Source organism: Caulobacter sp. GW821-FHT10A06 (assembly GCF_059415805.1).
The window spans coordinates 76,107-97,370 of sequence record NZ_JBWKNY010000003.1 but is presented as its reverse complement, the minus strand read 5'-3'; the positions used below and the strand labels follow the sequence as shown (position 1 = coordinate 97,370).

Annotated in this window: 26 protein-coding genes; 12 read left to right on the top strand and 14 right to left on the bottom strand. The window is 68.3% G+C overall.

The features are described from left to right. The first annotated feature begins 19 nt into the window (after positions 1 to 19). Positions 20 to 823: a TolB family protein gene (locus AC07NF_RS08165; RefSeq protein ID WP_494633564.1), complete on the top strand. Its 804-nt coding sequence runs from the start codon at positions 20 to 22 to the stop codon at positions 821 to 823. Here AC07NF_RS08165 and AC07NF_RS08160 read toward each other — a convergent pair. From AC07NF_RS08160 to AC07NF_RS08150, 3 genes are read right to left on the bottom strand one after another with little or no spacing between them, the layout of a single operon-like run. After that, positions 761 to 1,258: a GNAT family N-acetyltransferase gene (locus AC07NF_RS08160; RefSeq protein ID WP_494633561.1), complete on the bottom strand. Its 498-nt coding sequence runs from the start codon at positions 1,256 to 1,258 to the stop codon at positions 761 to 763. The genes AC07NF_RS08165 and AC07NF_RS08160 overlap by 63 nt on opposite strands. After that, positions 1,255 to 1,815 (bottom strand): DUF1579 domain-containing protein, encoded by a 561-nt coding sequence (locus tag AC07NF_RS08155; RefSeq protein WP_494633558.1) that lies wholly within the window; start codon positions 1,813 to 1,815, stop codon positions 1,255 to 1,257. The genes AC07NF_RS08160 and AC07NF_RS08155 overlap by 4 nt, the downstream gene beginning before the upstream one ends. Further along, positions 1,815 to 2,384, bottom strand: a complete 570-nt coding sequence (locus AC07NF_RS08150; protein ID WP_494633557.1) for a DUF1579 domain-containing protein — start codon at positions 2,382 to 2,384, stop codon at positions 1,815 to 1,817. The genes AC07NF_RS08155 and AC07NF_RS08150 overlap by 1 nt, the downstream gene beginning before the upstream one ends. Positions 2,385 to 2,514: 130 nt before the next feature. On the opposite strand from AC07NF_RS08150, the gene pdxR reads away from it, so the two are divergent. From pdxR to AC07NF_RS08125, 5 genes are all read left to right on the top strand, one after another. Beyond that, positions 2,515 to 3,885 carry a MocR-like pyridoxine biosynthesis transcription factor PdxR gene (gene pdxR / locus AC07NF_RS08145; protein ID WP_494633555.1) on the top strand — a complete coding sequence of 457 codons (1,371 nt, stop codon included), beginning with the start codon at positions 2,515 to 2,517 and terminating at the stop codon, positions 3,883 to 3,885. Between the two features lie 99 nt (positions 3,886 to 3,984). Beyond that, the gene (locus AC07NF_RS08140) at positions 3,985 to 5,163 is read left to right on the top strand and encodes a divergent polysaccharide deacetylase family protein (protein WP_494633553.1); all 1,179 of its coding nucleotides are present in this window, start codon (positions 3,985 to 3,987) and stop codon (positions 5,161 to 5,163) included. A 39-nt stretch (positions 5,164 to 5,202) separates the two neighbouring features. Then, entirely contained in the window at positions 5,203 to 5,691 is a 489-nt protein-coding gene (locus AC07NF_RS08135; protein ID WP_492813717.1) for an RNA pyrophosphohydrolase, read from the top strand. 29 nt (positions 5,692 to 5,720) lie between these two features. After that, on the top strand, positions 5,721 to 7,142 hold the full coding sequence (locus tag AC07NF_RS08130; RefSeq protein ID WP_494633551.1) for an alpha/beta hydrolase: 1,422 nt from the start codon (positions 5,721 to 5,723) through the stop codon (positions 7,140 to 7,142). Positions 7,143 to 7,196: 54 nt separating this feature from the next. Then, the gene (locus tag AC07NF_RS08125) at positions 7,197 to 7,946 is read left to right on the top strand and encodes an alpha/beta hydrolase (protein ID WP_494633549.1); all 750 of its coding nucleotides are present in this window, start codon (positions 7,197 to 7,199) and stop codon (positions 7,944 to 7,946) included. Here the strand turns inward: AC07NF_RS08125 and sugE are convergent. The 10 genes from sugE to AC07NF_RS08075 form a co-directional block, all read right to left on the bottom strand. Continuing rightward, positions 7,943 to 8,266 (bottom strand): quaternary ammonium compound efflux SMR transporter SugE, encoded by a 324-nt coding sequence (gene sugE / locus AC07NF_RS08120; protein WP_494633547.1) that lies wholly within the window; start codon positions 8,264 to 8,266, stop codon positions 7,943 to 7,945. The two genes, AC07NF_RS08125 and sugE, sit on opposite strands and share 4 nt — an antisense overlap. 131 nt (positions 8,267 to 8,397) lie before the next feature. Next, complete coding sequence (locus AC07NF_RS08115; protein ID WP_494633546.1) at positions 8,398 to 9,126, bottom strand: hypothetical protein; 729 nt, start codon at positions 9,124 to 9,126, stop codon at positions 8,398 to 8,400. 171 nt (positions 9,127 to 9,297) lie between these two features. Continuing rightward, entirely contained in the window at positions 9,298 to 9,558 is a 261-nt protein-coding gene (locus AC07NF_RS08110; RefSeq protein ID WP_004621865.1) for an ATP synthase F1 subunit epsilon, read from the bottom strand. Further along, on the bottom strand, positions 9,558 to 9,809 hold the full coding sequence (locus tag AC07NF_RS08105; protein WP_492813709.1) for a hypothetical protein: 252 nt from the start codon (positions 9,807 to 9,809) through the stop codon (positions 9,558 to 9,560). The genes AC07NF_RS08110 and AC07NF_RS08105 overlap by 1 nt, the downstream gene beginning before the upstream one ends. Continuing rightward, positions 9,809 to 11,428, bottom strand: a complete 1,620-nt coding sequence (atpD, locus tag AC07NF_RS08100; protein ID WP_492813707.1) for a F0F1 ATP synthase subunit beta — start codon at positions 11,426 to 11,428, stop codon at positions 9,809 to 9,811. Before atpD ends, AC07NF_RS08105 begins: the two co-directional genes overlap by 1 nt. Before the next feature lie 46 nt (positions 11,429 to 11,474). Next, positions 11,475 to 12,350 carry a F0F1 ATP synthase subunit gamma gene (locus AC07NF_RS08095; RefSeq protein ID WP_494633543.1) on the bottom strand — a complete coding sequence of 292 codons (876 nt, stop codon included), beginning with the start codon at positions 12,348 to 12,350 and terminating at the stop codon, positions 11,475 to 11,477. Positions 12,351 to 12,384: 34 nt separating this feature from the next. Beyond that, complete coding sequence (gene atpA / locus AC07NF_RS08090; protein WP_494633541.1) at positions 12,385 to 13,917, bottom strand: F0F1 ATP synthase subunit alpha; 1,533 nt, start codon at positions 13,915 to 13,917, stop codon at positions 12,385 to 12,387. Positions 13,918 to 13,970: 53 nt separating this feature from the next. Next, complete coding sequence (locus tag AC07NF_RS08085; protein WP_494633539.1) at positions 13,971 to 14,525, bottom strand: F0F1 ATP synthase subunit delta; 555 nt, start codon at positions 14,523 to 14,525, stop codon at positions 13,971 to 13,973. Between the two features lie 180 nt (positions 14,526 to 14,705). After that, positions 14,706 to 14,945, bottom strand: coding sequence for a hotdog family protein (locus AC07NF_RS08080; protein WP_494633537.1), 240 nt, complete (start codon positions 14,943 to 14,945; stop codon positions 14,706 to 14,708). 151 nt (positions 14,946 to 15,096) lie between these two features. Continuing rightward, entirely contained in the window at positions 15,097 to 15,429 is a 333-nt protein-coding gene (locus AC07NF_RS08075) for a DUF8200 family protein (RefSeq protein ID WP_291874846.1), read from the bottom strand. A gap of 294 nt (positions 15,430 to 15,723) precedes the next feature. On the opposite strand from AC07NF_RS08075, the gene AC07NF_RS08070 reads away from it, so the two are divergent. Continuing rightward, on the top strand, positions 15,724 to 16,614 hold the full coding sequence (locus tag AC07NF_RS08070; RefSeq protein WP_494633534.1) for a hypothetical protein: 891 nt from the start codon (positions 15,724 to 15,726) through the stop codon (positions 16,612 to 16,614). Between the two features lie 7 nt (positions 16,615 to 16,621). Here AC07NF_RS08070 and AC07NF_RS08065 read toward each other — a convergent pair whose 3' ends face one another. After that, complete coding sequence (locus tag AC07NF_RS08065) at positions 16,622 to 17,044, bottom strand: hypothetical protein (RefSeq protein ID WP_494633532.1); 423 nt, start codon at positions 17,042 to 17,044, stop codon at positions 16,622 to 16,624. A 120-nt stretch (positions 17,045 to 17,164) separates the two neighbouring features. On the opposite strand from AC07NF_RS08065, the gene AC07NF_RS08060 reads away from it, so the two are divergent. The 5 genes from AC07NF_RS08060 (at position 17,165) to AC07NF_RS08040 (ending at position 21,221) form a co-directional block, all read left to right on the top strand. After that, a complete protein-coding gene (locus AC07NF_RS08060) occupies positions 17,165 to 18,457 on the top strand; it encodes an acyl-CoA dehydrogenase family protein (protein ID WP_494633530.1) in 1,293 nt (430 codons plus the stop codon). 157 nt (positions 18,458 to 18,614) lie between these two features. Beyond that, positions 18,615 to 19,250: a LemA family protein gene (locus AC07NF_RS08055; protein ID WP_494633529.1), complete on the top strand. Its 636-nt coding sequence runs from the start codon at positions 18,615 to 18,617 to the stop codon at positions 19,248 to 19,250. Positions 19,251 to 19,284: 34 nt separating this feature from the next. Beyond that, entirely contained in the window at positions 19,285 to 20,049 is a 765-nt protein-coding gene (locus AC07NF_RS08050) for a TPM domain-containing protein (RefSeq protein WP_494633527.1), read from the top strand. 1 nt (position 20,050) lies between these two features. Further along, on the top strand, positions 20,051 to 20,752 hold the full coding sequence (locus AC07NF_RS08045; protein WP_494633525.1) for a TPM domain-containing protein: 702 nt from the start codon (positions 20,051 to 20,053) through the stop codon (positions 20,750 to 20,752). A gap of 61 nt (positions 20,753 to 20,813) precedes the next feature. Further along, positions 20,814 to 21,221 carry a YybH family protein gene (locus AC07NF_RS08040; protein ID WP_492813687.1) on the top strand — a complete coding sequence of 136 codons (408 nt, stop codon included), beginning with the start codon at positions 20,814 to 20,816 and terminating at the stop codon, positions 21,219 to 21,221. The last annotated feature ends 43 nt before the right edge of the window (positions 21,222 to 21,264 follow it).

Genomic DNA, 21,264 nt, shown 5'->3' with positions numbered 1-21,264 from the left:
GCGGCAGTAAGGTCGGCCCATGCTGAGCCTTCTCGCCGCCTTCGCCCTGGCCGCAGCCCCGAAGCCGTTCATGCCGGGTGTAGTCGACACGCCCGCGACCGAGGTCCGCCCAGCCTTCAGCCCCGACGGCCGCTGCGTGCTGTGGGGATCGATCACCACCAAGGACGACTGGAAGATCCTCCAGACCTGCCGCGAGGGCGACGGCTGGAGCCAGCCAGCACCAGTGTCGTTCGAGACGCCAGCCAACGAGTTCGACCCGGCTTTCTCGCCGGACGGCCGCACGGTCTATTTCTTCTCCAACCGACCCGGCGGCCTGGGCGGCGACGACCTGTGGGCGGTGGAGCGGGATCCCAAGACCCTGGCCTTCGGCACGCCGCGCAATCTCGGCCCACGCTTCAACACAGCCGGCGACGAGTGGGCGCCGAACCCCACGAAGGACGGCAAGCTGATCTTCTCGTCCAGCGGCCATGGCGGCGCAGGCGGCCAGGATCTGTTCGAAGGCGACATCGCGGGCGCGGCTCCGGTCCGCAACCTGGGTCCCGGCGTCAATGGCCCGCTGGACGACTTCGACGCCACGGTGCTGGCCGACGGCCGCTTGGTCTTCGCCTCCGGAGATCTGAAGACCGAGAGTGGCGTGAAGCTCTACATCGCCAGCAAGGCCTTCACCGACCGCCAGCCGCTGCCTACGCCGGTCAACTGCTCGGCGGAGATCAACAACGGCCCGGCGGTCGATCCGCGCCGGCCGGATGTGTTGTTCTACTCAGCCTACTGCCCGACCATCGGTCCCGGCCGGATGGACATCTTCGAGGTCCCCGCGCCCTAGGGACAGGCCGTACTCGACGAAGGCCGTCTCCCGCGCCCAGCCCAGGCCTTCGTACAGCGCCTGGGCCCGGCGGTTGTCGACGCCGGTGACCAAGGAGAGGCCGACGGCGCCGGCCTCGCGGGCATGCGCCGTCGCCGCCTCGACCAGCGTCCGGCCCACCCCGCCGCGTCGGCGATCGGCCACGACATAGAGATCGTTGAGCACGAAGGTCCGCGCCGCCCGCACCGACGAGAAGCCGGGATAGAGCTGCACGAACCCGATCGCTTCACCACCGTGGAAGGCCAGGAACATTACGGATTCGTCCCGCCCGATCCGCTCGGCCAAGAAGGCTCGCGCCCGCTCAAGGTCGGCTGGCTGGCCGTAGAACTGGCGATAGCTGTCGAACAAAGGAGCCAGCACCGGCAGGTCCGCCGCCAGGGCGCGCCGCACGATCATGCAGAGACCTTCGAATATCGCATGATCCAGTTGGTCTCCCAGCTCGCGCCACCGTCGGGCGAGAAGGCCTGGTCCCATTGGGCCTCGGTCGGCGACAGCGAACGGAACTGGCCGCGCACCTTGATCGGCCGGCCTTCGAAGGTCTCGTCCGACAGGAAGGTCCCGACGCCGTTCGAAAAGCGCCCGATGCCCGGCGGGCCGATCTCGTGCGGATTGGCGGCGCTGAGGTACCAGTCGGCCCAGGTGTCGGTCTTGGCGTCGTAGGCCCGCAGGCCCATGCCCGCCGTGGGACCGGTCGCCCGCAGGGCCTTGCTTTCGTTGAGGTTCACCACCCCGCCCAGCAGGGCCTGGCACACGGTGGTCCCGTCGAACTCCTCCCACTCGGTGTTGCCCGCCAGCCGCTTGCGCAGGCGGCGGTGGCGCACGGTCCAGGATCCGATGAAGAAGTCGAAGTCGCGGATCGAACCCTTACCCTCGCCGGCGAAGGCCACGCGGGAGGCGATCAGGGCCGGCGTGGCGAGGGCCAGCCCCATCAGGTCGCGGCGGCACAGGTCCATCAGCCGATCTTCTCGAAGTCGGTGTACCAGTTGACCTCCCAGGTCTTGCCGCCGTCGGGCGAGAAGGCCTGCTCCCAGTGAGCGCCGGTCGCGGTGATGTTCGACCAGGTGAAGCGCACCTTGATCGGTTTTCCCCGCAGAGTGTCGTCGGCGTAGAACGTCCCGACACCATTGACGAACCGGCCCTTCACCGGCGTGTCCATGACCCCCGGCCGGCGGGCGTCCAGCCACCAGATGGCCCACTCGCCGGTCGCGGGGTCGTAGGCGCGCGTCGTCAGGCCCCAGTAGTCGCCATCGGGCAGGCGCAGCAGGTTGTCGTCGGCGTTGCCCTGGCCGTTCATGGTCTTCCACCAGACCTGCTCGCCGGTGAAGGTCTCCCAGCGGGTGTCGCCAACCAGGCGCTCCTTCAGGCGGCGATGCGTGGCCTTCCACTTGCCGACCCGCAGGTCGAAGGCGGTCAGGCCAGACATATCCTGGGCGGGCTTGGCCTTGACGTTGTCCTGGTCGGCCCAGGCCGGCGCGGCCAGCAGCAAGGCCGCCAGCAAACCCCATGCGATCGATCGCTTCATGGCGTCCTTCCTCTCTGGCGGAAGTTCTGGAGCCGCCGCCGGGCGGGAACGAGAGCCAATCCCCGCGAACCTTGGGGCGCCGCGCGGCGGGTGCTTGAGCTCGTGCGCGCCCACGCGCACAAAGGCTGCGATGAGCGTCGTCCTGGAACTGCCGCTGCAGCTGCCGCCCGCCGGGTCGCGCGACGTGCGCCGCCGGCTGCACGAGCAGCTGAAGGCGGCGATCCTGGACGGCCGCCTGGCGCCCGGCCTGCAGCTGCCCGCCAGCCGAGCCTTGGCCGAGCAGCTTGGCCTGTCGCGCAACACCGCCATGGCCGTCTACGACCTGCTGCTCAGCGAGGGCCACATCGTCTCAAGGCCCGGCGCGGGGACCTTCGTGGCCGGCGGGGCGTCAAAGTCGCCGCTGGGACCCGCCACGCGCCCCGAGGCGGCCTTCAACCTGCGTCCCGGACGCCCCGACGCCAGCGCCTTTCCGTTCGACATCTGGGGCCGCCTCACAGGCCGCGCCCTGCGCCAGTTCGGTCGCGCCGGCGGGGTCTATCGCGAGCCCGCCGGCCATCCGGCCCTGCGCGAGGCGATCGCCGGCCACCTGTCGTTCGCGCGCGGCCTGGCCTGCGCGGCGGAGGACGTCATCGTCACGGTCGGCGCCCAGCAGGCCTTCGAGCTGGTGGCCCGCACCCTGACTGGTCCGGGCCGCACCGTCGTGGTCGAAGACCCCGGCTACCCCGCCGCCCGCGAAGCCTTCGCCGCCGCCGGGGCGATGGTCACCGCCGCGCCGGTCGACCGCGAGGGTCTGGTCGTCGAGGCCCTGCCGGAAGGGGCGGCGCTGGTCTGCCTGACGCCCTCGCAGCAGTACCCGCTGGGACCGCCGCTCTCGCCTGCCCGCCGCGCCGTCCTAGCGGCCTGGGCGGTCTGCAACGACGCCCTGGTGGTCGAGGACGACTATGGCGGCGAGTTCCGCTTCGAGAGCCCGCCCCACCCGCCCCTGAGGGCGCAGGACCCCGACGGGCGGGTGGTCTATGTCGGCACCTTCTCCCAGAGCCTGCTGCCAGCCCTGCGCATCGGCTTCGTGGTCGCACCCGCGCGCGCCCGCGCCGCCCTGCTGGCCGCCCGCGAACGCAGCGACTGGCATGGCCCGGCCATCGAGCACGCCACCCTGGCCGCCTTCATCGCCGAGGGCCACCTGGCCCGCCACGTACGCCGGATGCGGCGGGTTTATACCGAGCGGCGCACGGCCCTGCTGGAGGCCCTGGCCGCCCACGCTAGCGGCAGGCTGGAGCCGATCCCCGCCCCGGCCGGCCTGCACGTCACCGCCCTGCTCGCCCCGTCCGCCGACGCCCGCGCCGTCGTCGCCCGCGCGGCGGCCCTGGGCGTCGCCGTCGATCCGCTGGACACCTACGCCGCCGAGCGCGCGGCGCCGCCGGGGCTGGTCCTCGGCTTTGGCCAGATCGAGGCCGCGCGGATCGATGAAGCGGTCCGCCGCCTTGTTCAAGCCATAGGCTGATCGTTCCCTTGGGCGCGACGTCGCGCCGCGCCGCCAGCGCGCTTTGGCAGCATCTCGTTAACCATATCTTCGAAGCTTCCCGACTAGCCTGAGCGGGTCATGGCCGTCACCTTCTCGCGCAAGCCCGCCTATGCCGCCGCCGCGCCCGCTTCGGGCGGGACCGGCGACCTGCGCGCCAAGCTGATGGCGGCCGTCAGCAATCCCTACATCGCCGCCAGCGGCGCGGCCGTGCTGTTCCTGGCCTCGCTGGCGACCCTGGTGCTGATCACCAGCGACCCGCACGCCGGCTCGCCGGTGATTCGCCTGCCGCTGACCAAGATCGGCGCGACCAAGAACATTCCCGAAGGCTGGCGCGAGGCGCTGGGCGGCGATCCCGCCCACGAGGCCGAGCTTGTCCCCGGTCAATTGGGCCTGTCGCGCAATCCGTTCGCCCCGCCGGCCGCCGAGCCCGAAGCCCCGCCCGCCGAGGGCCTAGCCAATCTGCCGCCGGTGCAGCAGGGTCCGGGCCTGGCCCAGGCCCCGATCGCCGGCCTGACCGCGCCCGGTCCCGGCGGCGGCCCGCTGCCGATCATCGGCGCCGATGGCCGCACCGCCGCCGAAGCCTATGCCCGTCCGTTCCAGCCCAATGGCCGCCCCAAGGTGTCGGTGGTCATCGGCGGCCTCGGCCTCAACGCCCAGACTACCCGCGCGGCGATCGAGACCCTGCCGGGCGAGATCACCTTGTCGTTCGCGCCCTATGCCGAGGGCCTGCAAGGCTGGATCGACCTGGCCCGCGCCCACGGCCACGAGGTGCTGCTCGAGACGCCGATGGAGCCGGCCGACTATCCGGCCAACGATCCGGGCCCCTACACCCTGATTGCCGCCAATCGGCCCGAAGACACCGTGCGCAAGCTGGAATGGCTGATGTCGCGCGCCACCGGCTATTTCGGCCTGTCGAACTATCTGGGCGCGCGCTTCGTCGACAACGACCAGGCGATGAGCACCTTCAACGCCGTGCTGAAGGCCCGCGGCCTGGCCTTTGTCGACGACGGCCTGGCCGCGCGCCGCGCCGGCCCGATCCCGCGCGCCTCGGCCGACCGAGTGATCGACGACGAGCTGTCGGCTGGCGCCATCGACAGCCAGCTGAAGGCGCTGGAGAACGGCGCGGCCGGTCGCGGCCAATCGCTGGGCTCGGGCTTCGCCTATCCGGTGACCATCACCCAAGTGCGCATCTGGGCCGCCGGCCTGCAGGCGCGCGGCCTGCAACTGGCGCCGGCTTCGGCCCTCGCTCACCGGTAAAACTGGCGCACCACGACAAGTCGTGGAACAACGCTCGACATGACCGAGCGTGAGTATCCCAAGCATCGTCCCAATGTCGGCGTCGTCCTGTTCCACAAGGATGGCCGTGTGTGGCTGGGCCGGCGCTATCGACAGGCGCCGCCGTACAATTGGCAGTTCCCGCAGGGCGGGGTCGATGACGGCGAAGACCTGGAAGCCGCCGCGCGTCGCGAGCTGGCCGAGGAGACCGGCGTCAGCTCCGTCGAGCTCTTGGGCCGCACCGAAGGCTGGATCGCCTACGACTTCCCGCCCGAGATCCTGGCCGACAAGAAACACTCGCGCGGCTGGCTTGGTCAGAAGCAGGTCTGGTTCGCCTATCGCTTCATCGGCGAGGAGTCCGAGATCGATCTCGAGGCTGACGAACACATCGAGTTCGACGCCTGGAAATGGGGCAGGCTCGACGAAACGCCCGAACTGATCGTACCCTTCAAGCGTGGCGTCTACGAAGCAGTGGTCGCCGCCTTCGCGGGGTACGCGCGCGGCGTCTGATCTGGCGCTGTGGCGCGGGGGAGAACGGTATGGCGGATACGGTTCTGCTAATTCACGGCTACGGGTGCGCGGGGGACGTTTGGGACCCTGTCGCCGCACGTCTGCGCGCCGAGGGCTATCGCGTCGTGGCTCCGACGATCCGCTCGGCCGTGCGTACGGTCGAAGGTCCCCGCGCGGGCCTGGCCGGCCTGACCCTGGCCGACTACGTCGCCGAGATGAGCGCCCTGGCCCAGACCCTGGCCAAGGAGAATGGCGGGCAGAAACCGATCGTGATCGGCCACTCGATGGGCGGCCTGATCGCCCAGAAGATCGCCGAGGCCGGCCACGCCGCCGCCATCGCCCTGTTCGCGCCCGGCTCGCCGGCCGACGCGCGCGGCAAGCCGAAGCTGACGCCGGTCTTCACCTTTTTGAACATGGCCCTGCAATCCAAGCCCGAGACCAAGGCGGGCAAGATGTGGAAGACGGGCTTCAAGTTCGGCGTCATGAACGCCGTGCCGGCCGAGCGCCACGACGGCCTCTACGCCAAGATGGTCTATGACAGCGGACAGGTGCTGGCCGACCTGGCCTGGCCGCACAAGGACCCCCACAAGACCGCCCATGTCGACGCCAGCAAGGTCACCGTGCCGGTGCTGGTGATGGCGGGCACGCTGGATCGTACGACACCCGTCGAGGACGTCCGCCTCGTCGGCAAGAAGTACGCCGGCGCCGAATACCGAGAATACCCCCACAACGCCCATTACCTCATAGATGAGCCGAACACGATGAGCATCCTCTCCGACCTGATCGCCTGGCTGAGCGGCAAGAAGCAGACGCCAGCGGCTCCCGCTGCGGCGGCTCCGACGCCCGCTCCCGCACCGAAGCCGGAACCGGCCCCGGCTCCCGCGCCCGCTCCCGCCCCGGAACCCGTAAAGGCGGCCGAACCGGCCCCGGTCGCGGCGGCCCCGGCTCCGACTCCGGCCCCCACGCCGGCGCCGGCTGCTAAGGCCGCGCCGAAGCCGAAGGCTGAAGCCAAGCCCAAGGCCGCCGCGCCGGCCAAGGCTCCTGCTGCGAAGGCTCCGGCCGCCAAGGCCGCGCCGAAAGCCGCTGCCAAGCCCGCCGCCGAGAAGGCCGCGCCGGCGCCGAAGAAGGCCGCCGCCGCTCCGGCCAAGGCGCCCGCCGCCAAGGCTCCGGCGAAAGCCAAGGCCGAGGCCGCTCCGGCTCCGAAGGCCGCCGCCAAGCCCGCCGCGAAGGCTGCTCAGAAAGCCGCGGCTCCCGCCAAGGCCGCTCCGGCTGCTAAGCCCGCTGCGGAGGCTCCGGCCAAGGCCGCCGCGGCTCCCAAGGCTGCCGCCGCTCCGAAGGCTGCTGCTGCTCCGAAGGCCGCCGCCAAGCCGGCCGCCGCCAAGGCCCCTGCGGCCGCCAAAAAGCCTGCGACAAAGGCGCCCGCCAAAACCTCGCCCAAGGCCGCGAAGTAAGTGTAGGCTGAACCCCGCCGGCTGCTTCGTCGGCGGGGTTTATCTAGGGCGTCCATGCGCGCACCCGTGATCATGGTCCACGGCGCTTTTTGCGGCGGCTGGACCTTCGACGCTTTCCGCCAGCCGTTCGAGGCGGCGGGTCATCGCGTACTGACGCCCGACCTGATCGGTCATGACGGCCACAGCAGCGCCGCCGGCGTGTCGATGACCGACTACGCCCGCCAGATCGCTCAACTGGCCCAGACCTGCGAGACGCCGCCGATCCTGATCGGCCACTCGATGGGCGGCCTGGTCGCCCAGATGGCCGCCTCGCGCGCCAAGATTTCCAAGCTGATCCTGCTGGCCCCCTCGGCGCCCTGGGGCGTTTCCGGCGCCAGCCTGGAGGAGGCAGTGTCGGCCGTCAGCCTCTACACCTTCGGTCCCTACTGGCTGCAGGCTATCGCGCCCGACTACGGCGTCGTGCGCCGCTACAGCGTCGACAAGCTGGCCCGCCCCGAGCGCAAGGCGATCTTCGCCCGCATGACGGCCGAGAGCGGCCGGGCGCTGTGGGAGACGCTGAACTGGTGGCTGGACCCGTTCATGACGACGTCAGTCTCCGCCCCCGGCTGCCCGGTGCTGGCCATCGCCGGCGGCCAGGATGTGATCCACCCGCCGGCCACGGTCCGCCAGACGGCCGCACGCCTGGGCGGCGGCGTCGAGGTGTTCCCCGAGATGAGCCACTGGCTGCCCGGGGAACCTGGCTGGGAGAACGTCGCCCAGCGCTGCCTCGACTTCATCAGCGCCGAAGACCGCGCCGCGGCTTAAGCTGCGGGGCTAAAGAACTTCAGTCCCAGGATGCCGGCCACGATCAGGCCCAGGCAGACCAGCCGCGCGGCGGTCGCCGGCTCCTTGAACAGCACGATGCCGACGATGGCCGTGCCAACCGCGCCCACGCCCGTCCAGACGGCATAGGCCGTGCCCAGCGGCAGGGTCTTCACGGCCCAGCCCAGCAGGCCCATGGACAGCACCAGGCTAATGCCCGTGAGCACCGTGGGGACGAGCTTGGTGAAGCCCTCGGTGTATTTCAGGCCGACGGCCCAACCGATTTCGAACAGTCCAGCGATGAAGAGAATGATCCAGGCCATGACGAGCCCCTTTTCCTAAAAAGGTGGGGTCGTCCCCGGACAATCAGCATTCGCAAAAAGCAAAAGGCGCGGGGGTCGTCCCCCGCGCCTCGCTTAAATAGAGCCCATGCCCACGAGGGGCAAGGCGAGCCTTAGCGGCTGGTCGTGCTGTACAGGACCTGGGCGCGCTCGAAGTTCTTGCCGACCGAGGTCTCGTCCAACTTCTTCAGACGCATGAACACCAGGCCGGCGTGACCGCCGGCCCACGCGTCGTCCCACGACACGGTGAAGCGGCGGAAGTCGCTGCCGACGGTCTGGTCGTTACGGATCAGGCGCAGCTGCGGGCTGTTTTCCCAGGTGGCGTAGTCGTGCAGGGCGTTGGCCAGTTCCTGGGCCTGCTCGGGGGTCTGCGCGTAGTCGATGGTGACCGTGCAGACGTTCTTGTTCGAGCCCGGGTTATCCAGGGTGATGTTGTAGGGCTTCTCGAGAGCGAGGACCCACTGTTCCTTCTTCTTCTTGAAGCCGTAGTCCTTGACCAGCTGGGCGAAGTCGCCGCCGGCGACCGACGGCTTGCAGACCTTGTCCAGCACGTCCATCAGGCGGACCGACAGCGGATCAGTGGTGCGCGGACCACGGACCGGAGCGGTGTAGGTCTCGGCCGGAGCGGCGCCAGCGGCCGGCGCGGCGACGGGCGGAGCAGCTTGATCAGCCGGCGCTGCCGGAGCGGTTTGGGCCGGAGCCGGAGCAGCGGCGGGAGCGGCGGCAGGAGCCGGAGCAGTTTCCTGGGCAACGGCGGCGGTCGAGACCGCGCCGAGGGCGATCAGGCTGACGAGCGCAAGGCGCATAGGCTGGTTATCCCCAACAAGACGAGAGGTCGGCATTAAAACCGACAGACGATCCCTCGCAACCCTTATGGCTACCGATTGAGGCGGAGATTGGGTCACAAGTGTAATTTTTTCGCGCCAGAGACGAAACAGGCACGAGAGAGATACGAAAACGCCCCCGATCCGGGTGGAACGAGGGCGTTTCAGAAGCGTACGGGCGACCCGAATCTAGGCCGCTTCGACGGCGTGCTCGGCCAGGATGGTCAGGCCGTCGGGCCCCACATCCGCGAACCCGCCTTGGATATCGAACACCTTGGTCGTCGCGCCGTCCTTCACGGTCACCTTGCCTTCGCGCAGGGTGGTCATGAACGGGGCGTGGCCGGCCAGGACGCCGAAGTCGCCTTCCGAGCCCGGGGCCTGGACCAGGTCCACGTCGCCGGAGAACAGTTCACGCTCGGGGGCGACCAGAGAGAAGTGCAGCTTGGCCATCAGTTGAAGGTCTCCTCGACGTCGCCCAGGGCGGCCTCGATGTCTTCGTCGGTCTGAATCTCGGTGCCGCAAAAGGGGCAGAAGCGGATGGTGGCCAGCACCACGCCCGTTTCGCCCTCTTCCTCGCGTTCGCCGAGGTTCAGCAGGATCAGGCCGCTGTCATGCTCGATGAGGCTGGCGCTGGCGTCCGGAGACACCGCTTCCGCCAGTTCGTCGCAGCAGAATTGGCCCAGATCGGCGTCTTCGGTCATTAGGCTTCCGCCGCCATCTTTTCGGCCTTGGCCACGGCTTCTTCGATCGCGCCGACCATGTAGAAGGCGCCTTCCGGCAGGTGGTCGTACTCACCGTCCACGATGCCCTTGAACGAGCGGATCGTGTCCTTCAGCTGGACGAAGGCGCCCGGCGTGTTGGTGAACTGCTCGGCGACGTGGAACGGCTGCGACAGGAAGCGCGAGATCTTGCGGGCGCGCGACACGACCAGCTTGTCGTCTTCCGACAGCTCGTCCATGCCCAGGATCGCGATGATGTCCTTCAGCGACTTGTACTGCTGCAGGACTTCCTGAACGCGACGGGCGACCGTGTAGTGCTCTTCGCCGATGACCAGCGGGTCCATGATCCGCGAGGTCGAGTCCAGCGGATCGACGGCGGGGAAGATGGCCTGGGCGGCGATGTCGCGCGACAGAACGGTGGTGGCGTCCAAGTGGGCGAACGAGGCGGCAGGCGCCGGGTCGGTCAAGTCATCGGCCGGGACGTAGATGGCCTGGACCGAGGTGATCGAGCCCTTGTTCGTCGAGGTGATGCGCTCCTGCAGGTTGCCCATCTCGGTGGCCAGGGTGGGCTGATAGCCCACGGCCGAGGGGATGCGGCCCAGCAGAGCCGACACTTCGGCGCCGGCTTGGGTGAAGCGGAAGATGTTGTCGACGAACAGCAGCACGTCCTTGCCTTCTTCGTCACGGAAGTATTCCGCGATCGACAGGCCGGTCAGGGCGACGCGGGCGCGGGCGCCCGGGGGTTCGTTCATCTGGCCGTAGACCAGCGCGCAGCGCGAGCCTTCGGTCGAGCCGTTGTTGGCCTTCGGGTCGACGTTGACGTTCGACTCGATCATCTCGTGATACAGGTCGTTGCCTTCGCGGGTGCGTTCACCCACGCCGGCCAGAACCGAGTAACCGCCGTAAGCCTTGGCGATGTTGTTGATCAGTTCCTGCATCGTCACGGTCTTGCCGACGCCGGCGCCGCCGAACAGGCCGATCTTGCCGCCCTTGGTGTAGGGGCACATCAGGTCGATGACCTTGATGCCCGTGACCAGCACTTCAGCGGTGTTGGTTTGTTCAGCGAAGGTCGGGGCGTCGCGGTGGATCGGGCGCGACAGGGTCGACTGGATCGGGCCCTGCTCGTCGATCGGCTCGCCGATGACGTTCATGATGCGGCCCAGGGTGCCCGGACCGACCGGAACGCGGATCGACTCGCCGGTGTCACGGACGGGCTGGCCACGGACCAGACCTTCGGTGGCGTCCATGGCGATGGCGCGGACGGTGTTCTGGCCCAGGTGCTGGGCGACTTCGAACACCAGGCGCTGGCCGGTGGCGGTGTTGGTGGTCTCGACGGCGTTCAGGATCGCCGGCAGCTCGCCGGTGAACTCGATGTCGACGACGGCGCCGATGATCTGGACGAGGCGGCCGGTGGCGCCATCCAGGTTCGTGGCCGGAGCCTTGGGAGCGGCGGCCTTCGGGGCGGCCGGCTTCTTGGCGGCGGGAGCCTTAGCGGCGGCCGGAGCCTTCGTGGCGGCAGCCTTCGGAGCAGCCGCGGCCTTGGGGGCGGCGGGCGTCTTGGCGGCGGCGGTCGCCGGCTTTGCAGCGGGGGTCTTGGCCATGGCGTGCGGTCTTTCGGTCTCTGCGTGCTTGTGTCGTTAGGCTAGATCAGACGGCTTCTGCGCCGGAGATGATCTCGATCAGCTCTTTGGTGATCTGGGCCTGGCGGGAACGATTGTACTCGAGGGTGTAGCGCTTGATCATGTCGCCGGCGTTGCGCGTGGCGTTGTCCATCGCGGTCATCTGGCTGGCGTAGAAGCCGGCCATGTTGTCCAGCAGGGCCGACAGGATCTGAACCGTCAGGTTGCGCGGCAGCAGGGTCTCGAGGATGGCCTCTTCCGAGGGCTCGTACTCGTAGACCGCCGTCGGGCCCGTCGGCGCTTCCACGCCTTCGACGGTCGCCGGGATCAGCTGCAGCGCGGTCGGGGTCTGGATGACCACCGACTTGAAGCGGCTGTAGAACAGCGTGACGATGTCGATGTCGCCGGCTTCATACAAGCGCGTGACGACGTCGGCGATCGGCTGGGCGACCGACAGGGTGAACTGGCGGTAGGCCGACAGGTCGAAGTTCTCGACAACCTTGTCGCCGTACGGGCGCTTCAGCTGGGCCGAGACCTTCTTGCCGACGCAGACGATCTTGACGTCCTTGCCCTGGGCGATCAGGCCGTCGATGTGCAGGCGCGCGGCCCGGACGATCGACGAGGTGAAGCCGCCGGCGAGGCCACGATCGGCCGCCGCGACGACGATCAGGTGGCGATCGTCACGACCGGTGCCGGTCAGCAGGGCCGGAGCCCCGTCGCCCGACACGCCGGCCGCGAGATTGGCGATGACCGAAGCCAGGCGCCGAGCGTACGGACGAGCGGCTTCAGCCGCGTCCTGGCTCCGGCGCAGCTTGGCGGCTGCCACCATCTGCATCGCTTTCGTGATCTTTTGCGTCGCTTTGACGCTCGAGATCCGATTGCGCATTTCCTTCAAGCTGGCCATTCGGCGCTACTCTCTCCGAGCGGTTCCGAGGACTTTAAGCGAAGGTCGACGAGAAGCTGTCGAGCGCGCTCTTCAGCGTGTTCTCCAGGTCCTTGTCGAGGGCCTTCTTGGTGCGGATGCCGTCCAGCAGGTCCTTGTGGGCGCTGTGCAGACGGGCCAGGAACTCGGTCTCGAAACGGCGAACCGACGAGGTCGGGATCTTGTCCAGATAGCCGCGCGTGCCAGCGTAGATCACGCAGACCTGCTCTTCGACCGACTGCGGGGCGTACTGCGGCTGCTTCAGCAGCTCGGTCAGGCGTTCGCCGCGGGCCAGCATCTTCTGGGTCGAGGCGTCCAGGTCCGAGCCGAACTTCGCGAAGGCGGCCATTTCACGATACTGGGCCAGTTCGCCCTTAATCGGACCGGCGACTTGCTTCATGGCCTTGATCTGGGCCGACGAGCCGACGCGCGACACCGAGATGCCGACGTTCACGGCCGGGCGGATGCCCTGGTAGAACAGGTCGGTTTCCAGGAAGATCTGGCCGTCGGTGATCGAGATCACGTTGGTCGGGATGTAGGCCGACACGTCGTTGGCCTGGGTTTCGATGATCGGCAGCGCCGTCAGCGAGCCCGAACCGTTGTCTTCGTTCAGCTTCGCGGCGCGTTCCAGCAGGCGCGAGTGCAGATAGAACACGTCGCCCGGATAGGCTTCGCGGCCCGGCGGGCGGCGCAGCAGCAGCGACATCTGGCGGTAGGCGACGGCTTGCTTGGACAGATCGTCATAGATGATCAGGCCGTGCAGGCCGTTGTCGCGGAACCACTCGCCCATGGCGCAGCCCGAGAACGGGGCCAGGTACTGCAGCGGGGCCGGCTCCGAGGCCGAGGCGACGACGACGATCGTATATTCCAGGGCGCCGTGCTCTTCCAGGGTCTTGACGATCTGGGCGACGGTCGAGCGCTTCTGGCCGATGGCGACGTAGACGCAGTAGAGCTTGGCGCTCTCGTCCTTGCCGGCGTTAGCGGCCTTCTGGTTCAGGATGGTGTCGATGGCGACGGCGGTCTTGCCGGTCTGACGGTCACCGATGATCAGCTCGCGCTGGCCACGGCCGACCGGGATCAGGGTGTCGATCGACTTCAGGCCGGTCTGCACGGGCTCGTGCACCGACTTGCGCGGGATGATGCCCGGAGCCTTGACGTCGACGCGGCGACGCTCGGTGAACTGGATCGGGCCCTTGCCGTCGATCGGTTCGCCCAGCGGGTTGACGACGCGGCCCAGCAGGCCACGGCCGACCGGCACGTCGACGATTTCGCCCAGGCGGCGGACTTCGTCGCCTTCCTTGATCTCGGCGTCAGCGCCGAAGATCACGGCGCCGACATTGTCGCGCTCGAGGTTCAGGGCCATGCCCTTCACGCCGGCCTTCGGGAATTCCAGCATTTCACCGGCTTGGACGTTGTCCAGGCCGTAGATGCGGGCGATGCCGTCACCGACGGACAGCACTTGGCCGACGTCCGAAACGGCGGCTTCTTCGCCGAAGTTGGCGATCTGCGACTTGAGGATGGCCGAAATCTCGGCGGCGCGGATGTCCATGGTCTTCTGGGCTCTCTGCGATCTAATTTTTTTCGAGGCGCTTAATTAAAGGCTTAAGCGCGCTTCAGGGCGAATTTCAGGGAATCGAGCTTCGAACGGAGCGAAGCGTCGAAGAGACGCGAACCGACGCGCACCTTCAGACCGCCCAGCAGGGACGGATCGACGCGCGTGGAAACTTCGGGGGTCTTGCCGAGCGCTTGCGCCAGGGCCGTTTGCACGCCCTTCAGCTGGGCGGCCGACAGGGCGATGGCCGAGACGACCTCCGCCGTGACAACGCCGCGGTGCTTGGCCGACAGCTCGGTGAAGGCGGTGATGGCGCCCAGCAGGTCGCTGGCGCGGCCGTTCGAGGCCACCAGGCCCAGGAACTTCGTGGTCAGCAGGTCGAACTTGGCCTTCACGGCCACGGCGACCAGGCCCTTGCCCTTGTCCTCGGCCGAGAAGGCGGGGCTGTCGATCAGGCGGCGCAGGTCGGCGCTGTCGGCGATCATCGCCTTCAGGCTCTTAAGGTCGCTCTCGACCTTAGCCAGGTTGCCGTTCTCGATCGTCAGTTCGAAGAGGGACTGCGCATAGCGCTGACCCGCATCCGTCGCCTTGGTTTCGTCCGCCACTTGGTATCCGCCCGGTGCGTTGTAAATGGCCGCGAACAAGAAGGTTAACCCTTATCGCGGCTTAAAGGCTTGAGCGCGCTTGTAAAAAGCACATGGAAGGTCGACGCGTCCGCGTCGCCCTGTCCGAAGCCGCGCGCCTGATAACACGGGCCTTTCGCAGTCGCAACCAAAGGGGCGCGATCAGTCTCCGGCGCGGCGGAACACAGCCGAGGCCGAAGCCGCCAGCGCGCCGTCGGCGCGACGCAGTTCGCCCTGGGCGAAGACCAGGCTGCGGGTGGCCCGCTCGACCCAGCCCTTGGGCTCCAGGACGCCGCTACCGGGCTCGCCGGCATAGTCCACGGTCATGGAGGCCAACGCCGCCCCATCGCCCGCGGCCTTGCGCAGAACGGTTTCCAGCTGGGCGGCCAAGCTCGTGTCCATGTCGGTCAACTAATCACGCGTCCGGAAAAGAAAAGAGGCGGCGGAATAAATCCGCCGCCCCGTTCAGGCGAATGCTCGAGGAAACAGCCAGACGGGCCGGAGAAACGACGGCCCCAAAAGCGTCTGGTCTCAGGTAAAGCGATACGTGTTCTTACTTAGCCGAGGCCAGGGCCGAACCGCCCTTGGCCGAGGCGTTGCAGCGGGTCAGGTCATCGGCGTCCAGCGACTTGGTTTCGCCGCCGAAGGCCGCGACGCGACCCACTTCCTTGGCGAGGGCCTTGCAGGCCACCGCGGTGAGGGCCCGCGAGGGGGCTTGGGTCGAGACGCACTCGGCGCCCTCGCAGACGAAGACGGCGCCGCCGGCGACGACCTTGGTCTTGGCCGCGACCGGCGCGTCCAGGGCGGCGGCGATGCGGCCATCGGCGAAGGCCGAGGTGGCGAGCATGGTGAAGGCGGCGGCAGCCGCCAGGGTACGGAGCTTCATCAGAAAGCCCTCCGACGTTGGGGAAGCAGTTAGATCGTTGATCGGCGATAAGCTGTGCACTTGCCGCCCGGATCTCGCCACCCCATCTGGGGTGTCGCACCGATATCCCCACCGGTGCTTCGGATCCGAACTAAGCATCGCTTAGATATCAGTGATCAGAAATTCCGCAAGTGGAATTTCGTCGATACGTCGATAATTCAGAAAACAGAGATTCCTGGCGAAACGCGGCGAGGCCCGCGCGGAAACGGCGAGCGCGTGGGTTGCGGACCCGGCCCTCTCTGCCAAACTTGGCCGATGGAATCCCAGCAGCTCGCACAGGCCTATCGGCGGCTCGTCCGCGAAAACTATCGCGCGTCGCTGATGTCCGATTTCAAATGGCGTGAGGTTTTCGCCCTGCTCGCGCCCCATGACCCACCTTTGCAACTCTGGATCAAATGGGTGGACGGCGCGGTCGAGGAACAGGTCGAAGCGCCGCAAGCCTTCGATGAGCATGGCGCGCCGTTCGCCGAGCTGGGATGGCGGCCCTACCTGGCGATCGAGCGCCTTTCCCTTTGCGCCTACGTCCAGCGCCCACGCAAGAGCAAGCTCTCCAGCTACCAGTCCATCCTAAGCCTTCGCGATCGGCTGCGGTCTTTGGGCAAGCTGCCGCTGGACGGCGTCCCGGGCGGCGGCTTCAGCATCACCGGCCACCTGCCCGGCGCGGCGCCTTCCGCCCTCACGGAAGCCGAGATCGATCGCCTGGAAGCACCGTTCGACGACTTCGCGCGCAGGCTGTTCGCCGCGCACCCCGACTGGCGCGGATACGCCCAGGTGAAGGAGTCGGATGAGCAGGCCTATCTCTGGGTGGAAGTCCCGCCGCCGCCGGAGGCGGACATGAACGGGCCACTGTGGATCTCCACCCACCGCGACGAGATCACGATCGGCGTCGAATACGCCCATGCCCATTTCGAATGGCCGCCCGAGGCCTACGACAACGCCCTCGACCATATCCAGGACCTGCTGGACGAACGCCTCCTGACCTATGGCCAGTTCATCGGCGAGTGGTTGCAGTCGGCGGGCACAAGGCCGTCCGACGAACCCATCCGGGTGACGACGCTGGAGGTCTCGACATTGCGGGTGCGATCCTGGCGCGGCGCGCACAATCGTGACGAGGTCTTTGCCTGGCCGCCCAGCAAGCGGCGCTGATCGCGCGTCAGAGCCCCAGGATCTGGTCGATCCGGCTTTCGGCCTTGGCGTGGATGGCGCGGTCCTGGACCATGCCTTCGGCGCGGGCGTAGCGACCGTCCTTGCCGACGCGGCGCTGGATGCCCTCGGCGCTCAGCACGGACTCGGTCTTCGGGTCGGTGAAGAAGCCCAGCACCGCGGCGACCACGCCGCCGATGGCGGCGGCGGCGATCGGGCCGGCCATGCTGATCAGGTCGTCGCCGAAGATCGCCTGCAGGCGCATGATCAGCACTTCGCGGTTGGGCTGGTGATCCATCACGCCGATGGCCCAGTAGACCCCGCCCTCGATGGTGACCGCGATCAGCGCCGGCAACAGCACGCCCAGCAGGCGCGGACGGACGAAAGCTCCGAGCGCGGCGCCAAGGATCGCGAAGGCGGCCATGGTGATCATGGCGGAAACCCTACGCCCTGCTTGGTTAAGGCCGTGTTCCCAAGGGGCACGGTTGGCCGCGACCGCGCGTCGCGCTTACTGTCTCCCCAACCATAAGACGTGCGTGAGGGAGGCTTTGCCATGGACTTCCATCTGCCGCCGGAGCTGGCCGCGTATCTGAGCGAGCTCGACGCCTTCATCGACAAGGAGATCGCGCCCCTGCAGGCGCGCGACGACAACGAACGGTTCTTCGACCACCGCCGCGAATGGGCCCGCACCGACTGGGACATGGGCGGCCTGCCGCGCCACGAGTGGGAAGAGCTGCTGGCCAAGGCCCGCAAGCTGGCCGACCAGGCGGGTCACTACCGCTTCGCCCTGCCCAAGGAATACGGCGGCAAGGACGGCTCCAATCTGTGGATGGCGGTGATCCGCGAGCACCTGGCGTCCAAGGGCCTGGGCCTGTTCAACGATCTGCAGAACGAGCACTCGATCGTCGGCAACAATCCGTTCGTGCTGATGCTGCGCGACTTCGGCCGGCCCGACCAGCAGCACCTGATCACCGACATGCTGGACAAGGGCGCCTTCCGTCCGACCTTCGGGCTGACGGAGCCAGAGCATGGCTCGGACGCCACCTTCATGGAGACCCGCGCGGTCCGCGAAGAGCACAAGGGCGAGGCCGGCTGGCGGATCAACGGCCAGAAGATGTGGACCACGGGCATGCATGCGGCCACGCACTGCTGCCTGTTCGCCCGCACCAGCGGCGAGGACGGCGACGCGCGCGGCATCACCGCCCTGCTGGTCCCGGCCCACGCCCCCGGCGTGAAGATCGAGGAGTACCTCTGGACCTTCAACATGCCGACCGACCACCCCCGGGTCAGCTTCACTAATGTCTGGGTCCCGGAGTCGGCGATGTTCGGCCCCGAGGGCGGCGGCCTCGCCATCGCCCAGCACTTCGTGCACGAGAACCGCATCCGCCAGGCGGCCTCCAGCCTGGGCGCGGCGGTGTTCTGCATAGAAGAAAGCATCGCGTACGCACGCGCGCGCAAGCCGTTCGGCAAGGCGCTGTCGGAAAACCAGGCCATCCAGTTCCCGATCGTCGAGCTGTCCACCCAGGCCGAGATGCTGCGCCTGCTGATCCGCAAGACCGCCTGGGAGATGGACCAGATGTCCAAGGTCGAGGTCGAAAAGCGCCTCTCCGACAAGGTCTCGATGTGCAATTACTGGGCTAATCGGCTCTGCTGCGAGGCCGCCGACCGGGCCATGCAGATCCACGGCGGCATCGGCTATTCCCGCCACAAGCCGTTCGAGCACATCTACCGCCACCACCGCCGCTACCGGATCACCGAAGGGTCGGAAGAGATCCAGATGCGCAAGGTCGCCGCCTGGCTGTTCGGCTACATGGGTCCACGCAAGGCCGCCTTCTCCCAAACCTAGGGCGCCGAGATGGACAAGGTTTAATCTGTCGCCCTCTCACGTGTACCGATAGGCTCGCTATCTAACAGCGATACGCGGGCATACATGTTCGCATTCTGGTTGGACGAGCCTGCTGATCCGCTTCTTCGAAGCGGGCAGGCTCTCGCGGAGGGACTTGATGAACCGTCTGGCTCGTAACGCAGCCCGCGTGGCCCTGATCGTCGCCATCCCGGCGACCCTGGCCGGCTGCGGGATCAACACCATCCCCACCCAGGACGAGGCGACCAAGACCGCCTGGGCCGAGGTGCAGAACCAGTACCAGCGCCGGGCCGACCTGGTGCCGAACCTGGTCGCGACGGTGAAGGGCTACGCGGCCCAGGAAAAGAGCGTGCTGGTCGAGGTGACCCAGGCGCGCGCCAGCGCGACGCAAGTGAAGGTCGACGCTTCGACGATCACCGACCCGGCCGCCTTCCAGCAATACGCCGCCGCCCAGGACAAGCTGTCGGGCGTCCTTGGCCGCCTGATGGTCATCCAGGAGCAATATCCGGACCTGAAGTCGAACCAGAACTTCCTGGCCCTGCAAAGCCAGCTGGAAGGCACCGAGAACCGCATCACGATCGCGCGGCGCGACTACAACGAGACCGCCCAGAAGTACAACACGACCCTGCGCACCTTCCCCAGCCTGCTGTGGGCCAAGACCGTCTACAGCGGCCAGAAGCCGGCCCAGCTGTTCCAGGCCACGGCCGCCGCCCAGAGCGCGCCGACGGTGGACTTCTCGAACCCGCCGACGGCGACCCCGCCGAAGGTCAACTGAGTTGCAGCTCGCCTTGCCCCGGGTGAGGACGTGGATGCTGGCCCTGGTGGCCATGCTCTTCGCCTTCCCCGCCCTTGCCGCGCCGACCTTTCCGGCCCTGACCGGGCGGGTGGTCGACGAGGCCGGGATCCTGTCGCCCGACGTCGAGCGCGACCTGTCGGCCAAGCTGGAAACCCTCGAGACCACGACCGGCCGCCAGCTGGTCGTGGCCACGGTCCCCAGCCTGCAAGGTTATCCGATCGAGGACTACGGCTATCAACTGGGCCGGAGCTGGGGCATCGGCGAGAAGGACAAGGACACGGGCGCGATCCTGCTGGTCGCGCCCAATGACCGGAAGGTGCGGATCGAGGTCGGCTACGGCCTTGAGCCCGTCCTGACCGACGCCCTCTCCAGCGTCATCATCCAGAGCGCCATCCTGCCCAAGTTCCGCGATGGCGACATGGAGGACGGCATCGTCGCGGGGACCAACGCCCTGGTCGAGCAGCTCAGCCTGCCCGCCGACCAGGCCAAGGCCCGTATCGCCGAGGCCAGCCAGCCGGCCAAGCATAAGGCCAGCGGCTCGCCGATCGTCGGCCTGCTGGTCTTCCTGTTCATCATCTTCGTGTTCTCCGGCCTGTTCCGAGGCCGGCGCGGCCGCAGCGGCCTCTCTTCGGCCCTGCCCTGGATCATCCTCAGCGCCCTGAACAATAGCGGCCGGGGCGGCGGCGGTTGGAGCGGTGGCGGCGGAGGCGGAGGCGGCGGCGGCTTCTCCGGCGGCGGCGGATCGTTCGGCGGCGGCGGCAGTTCGGGGAGCTGGTGAGATGGCGACACGCATGACCCCACAGGACCTCGACCGCATCGCCGGCGCGGTGGCTGAAGCGGAGAAGACCACCGCCGGCGAGATCTTCTGCGTCCTGGCGCCCGAGGTGTCGGACTATCGCGAGACCCCGCTGGTCTGGGCCGCCGCCACGGCGCTGGTCCTGCCCGCCGCCGCGCTGTTCGCCGGCTTCCGGCCCGAGATGCTGACGCGCCTCTTCGGCGGCTGGAGCATCGGCCACCAGGCGGCGCTGGACGGGGCGATCCTGGCGGCGCTGTCGACCTACATCGCCCTGCAGCTGGTGGTGTTCGTGGTCGCGGCCCTGGTCGTCTCGATCCCGCCGGTGCGCCGCGCCCTCACCCCCGGTTCGCTGAAGACCGCCCGCGTACGCCGCGCGGCCATGGAGCAGTTCCTGGGCCACGGCCTGCACGTCACTCGTGACCGCACCGGCGTGCTGATCTTCGCCGCCCTGGCCGAGCATCGGGTCGAGGTCATCGCCGACGAAGGCATCTACAAGGCCGCGCCCGACACCGTCTGGGACGCGGTCGTGGCCGACCTGGTCGGCGGCCTCAAGGCCGGCAGGATCGCCGACGGCTTCGTCGCCGCCGTCACCCGCACCGGCGAGATCCTGGCCGCCCACGTCCCGCCGCGCGGCGACGACCGCAACGAACTGCCCGACGGGCTGACGATCCTGCCGAAACGGTAGCCCTTTCGGGAAACCTAAGCCGTGTCTCGCGCGCTTTTCTGACGACCATCAGGAGCGCGCTATGTCCGACTTCGACGCCTTTCTCGAGATCCGCCGCCACGCCGCCCAGGCCTATGTGAACGGACATGCCGGACCGCTGGGCGTGATGGCCGCCACCGCCTGCCCCGCCAGCTTCTTTCCGCCCCGTGGCGGGCATGAGGAAGGCGCCGAATGGGTGGCCAACATCTATGCCCGTGACGCCGAAACCTTCTGCGAGGGCGGCGAGACGCGGCTGGAGATCCTGCACAGCGACAGCGTCGGCGACCTGGCCTACTGGACCGGCCTGCAACACGCGACCGTCCACATCGCCGGCAAGCCGGAACCAGTCGAGATGCACCTGCGGATCACCGAACTGTTCCGTCGCGAGGACGGCGGCTGGAAACTGGTCCACCGCCACGCGGACCCGCTGGCGGAGGCGAAGGCGGCCTAGCGCGTACCCCGGCGGAAGGCGGGCGGCCGCCGAAGCGACCGCC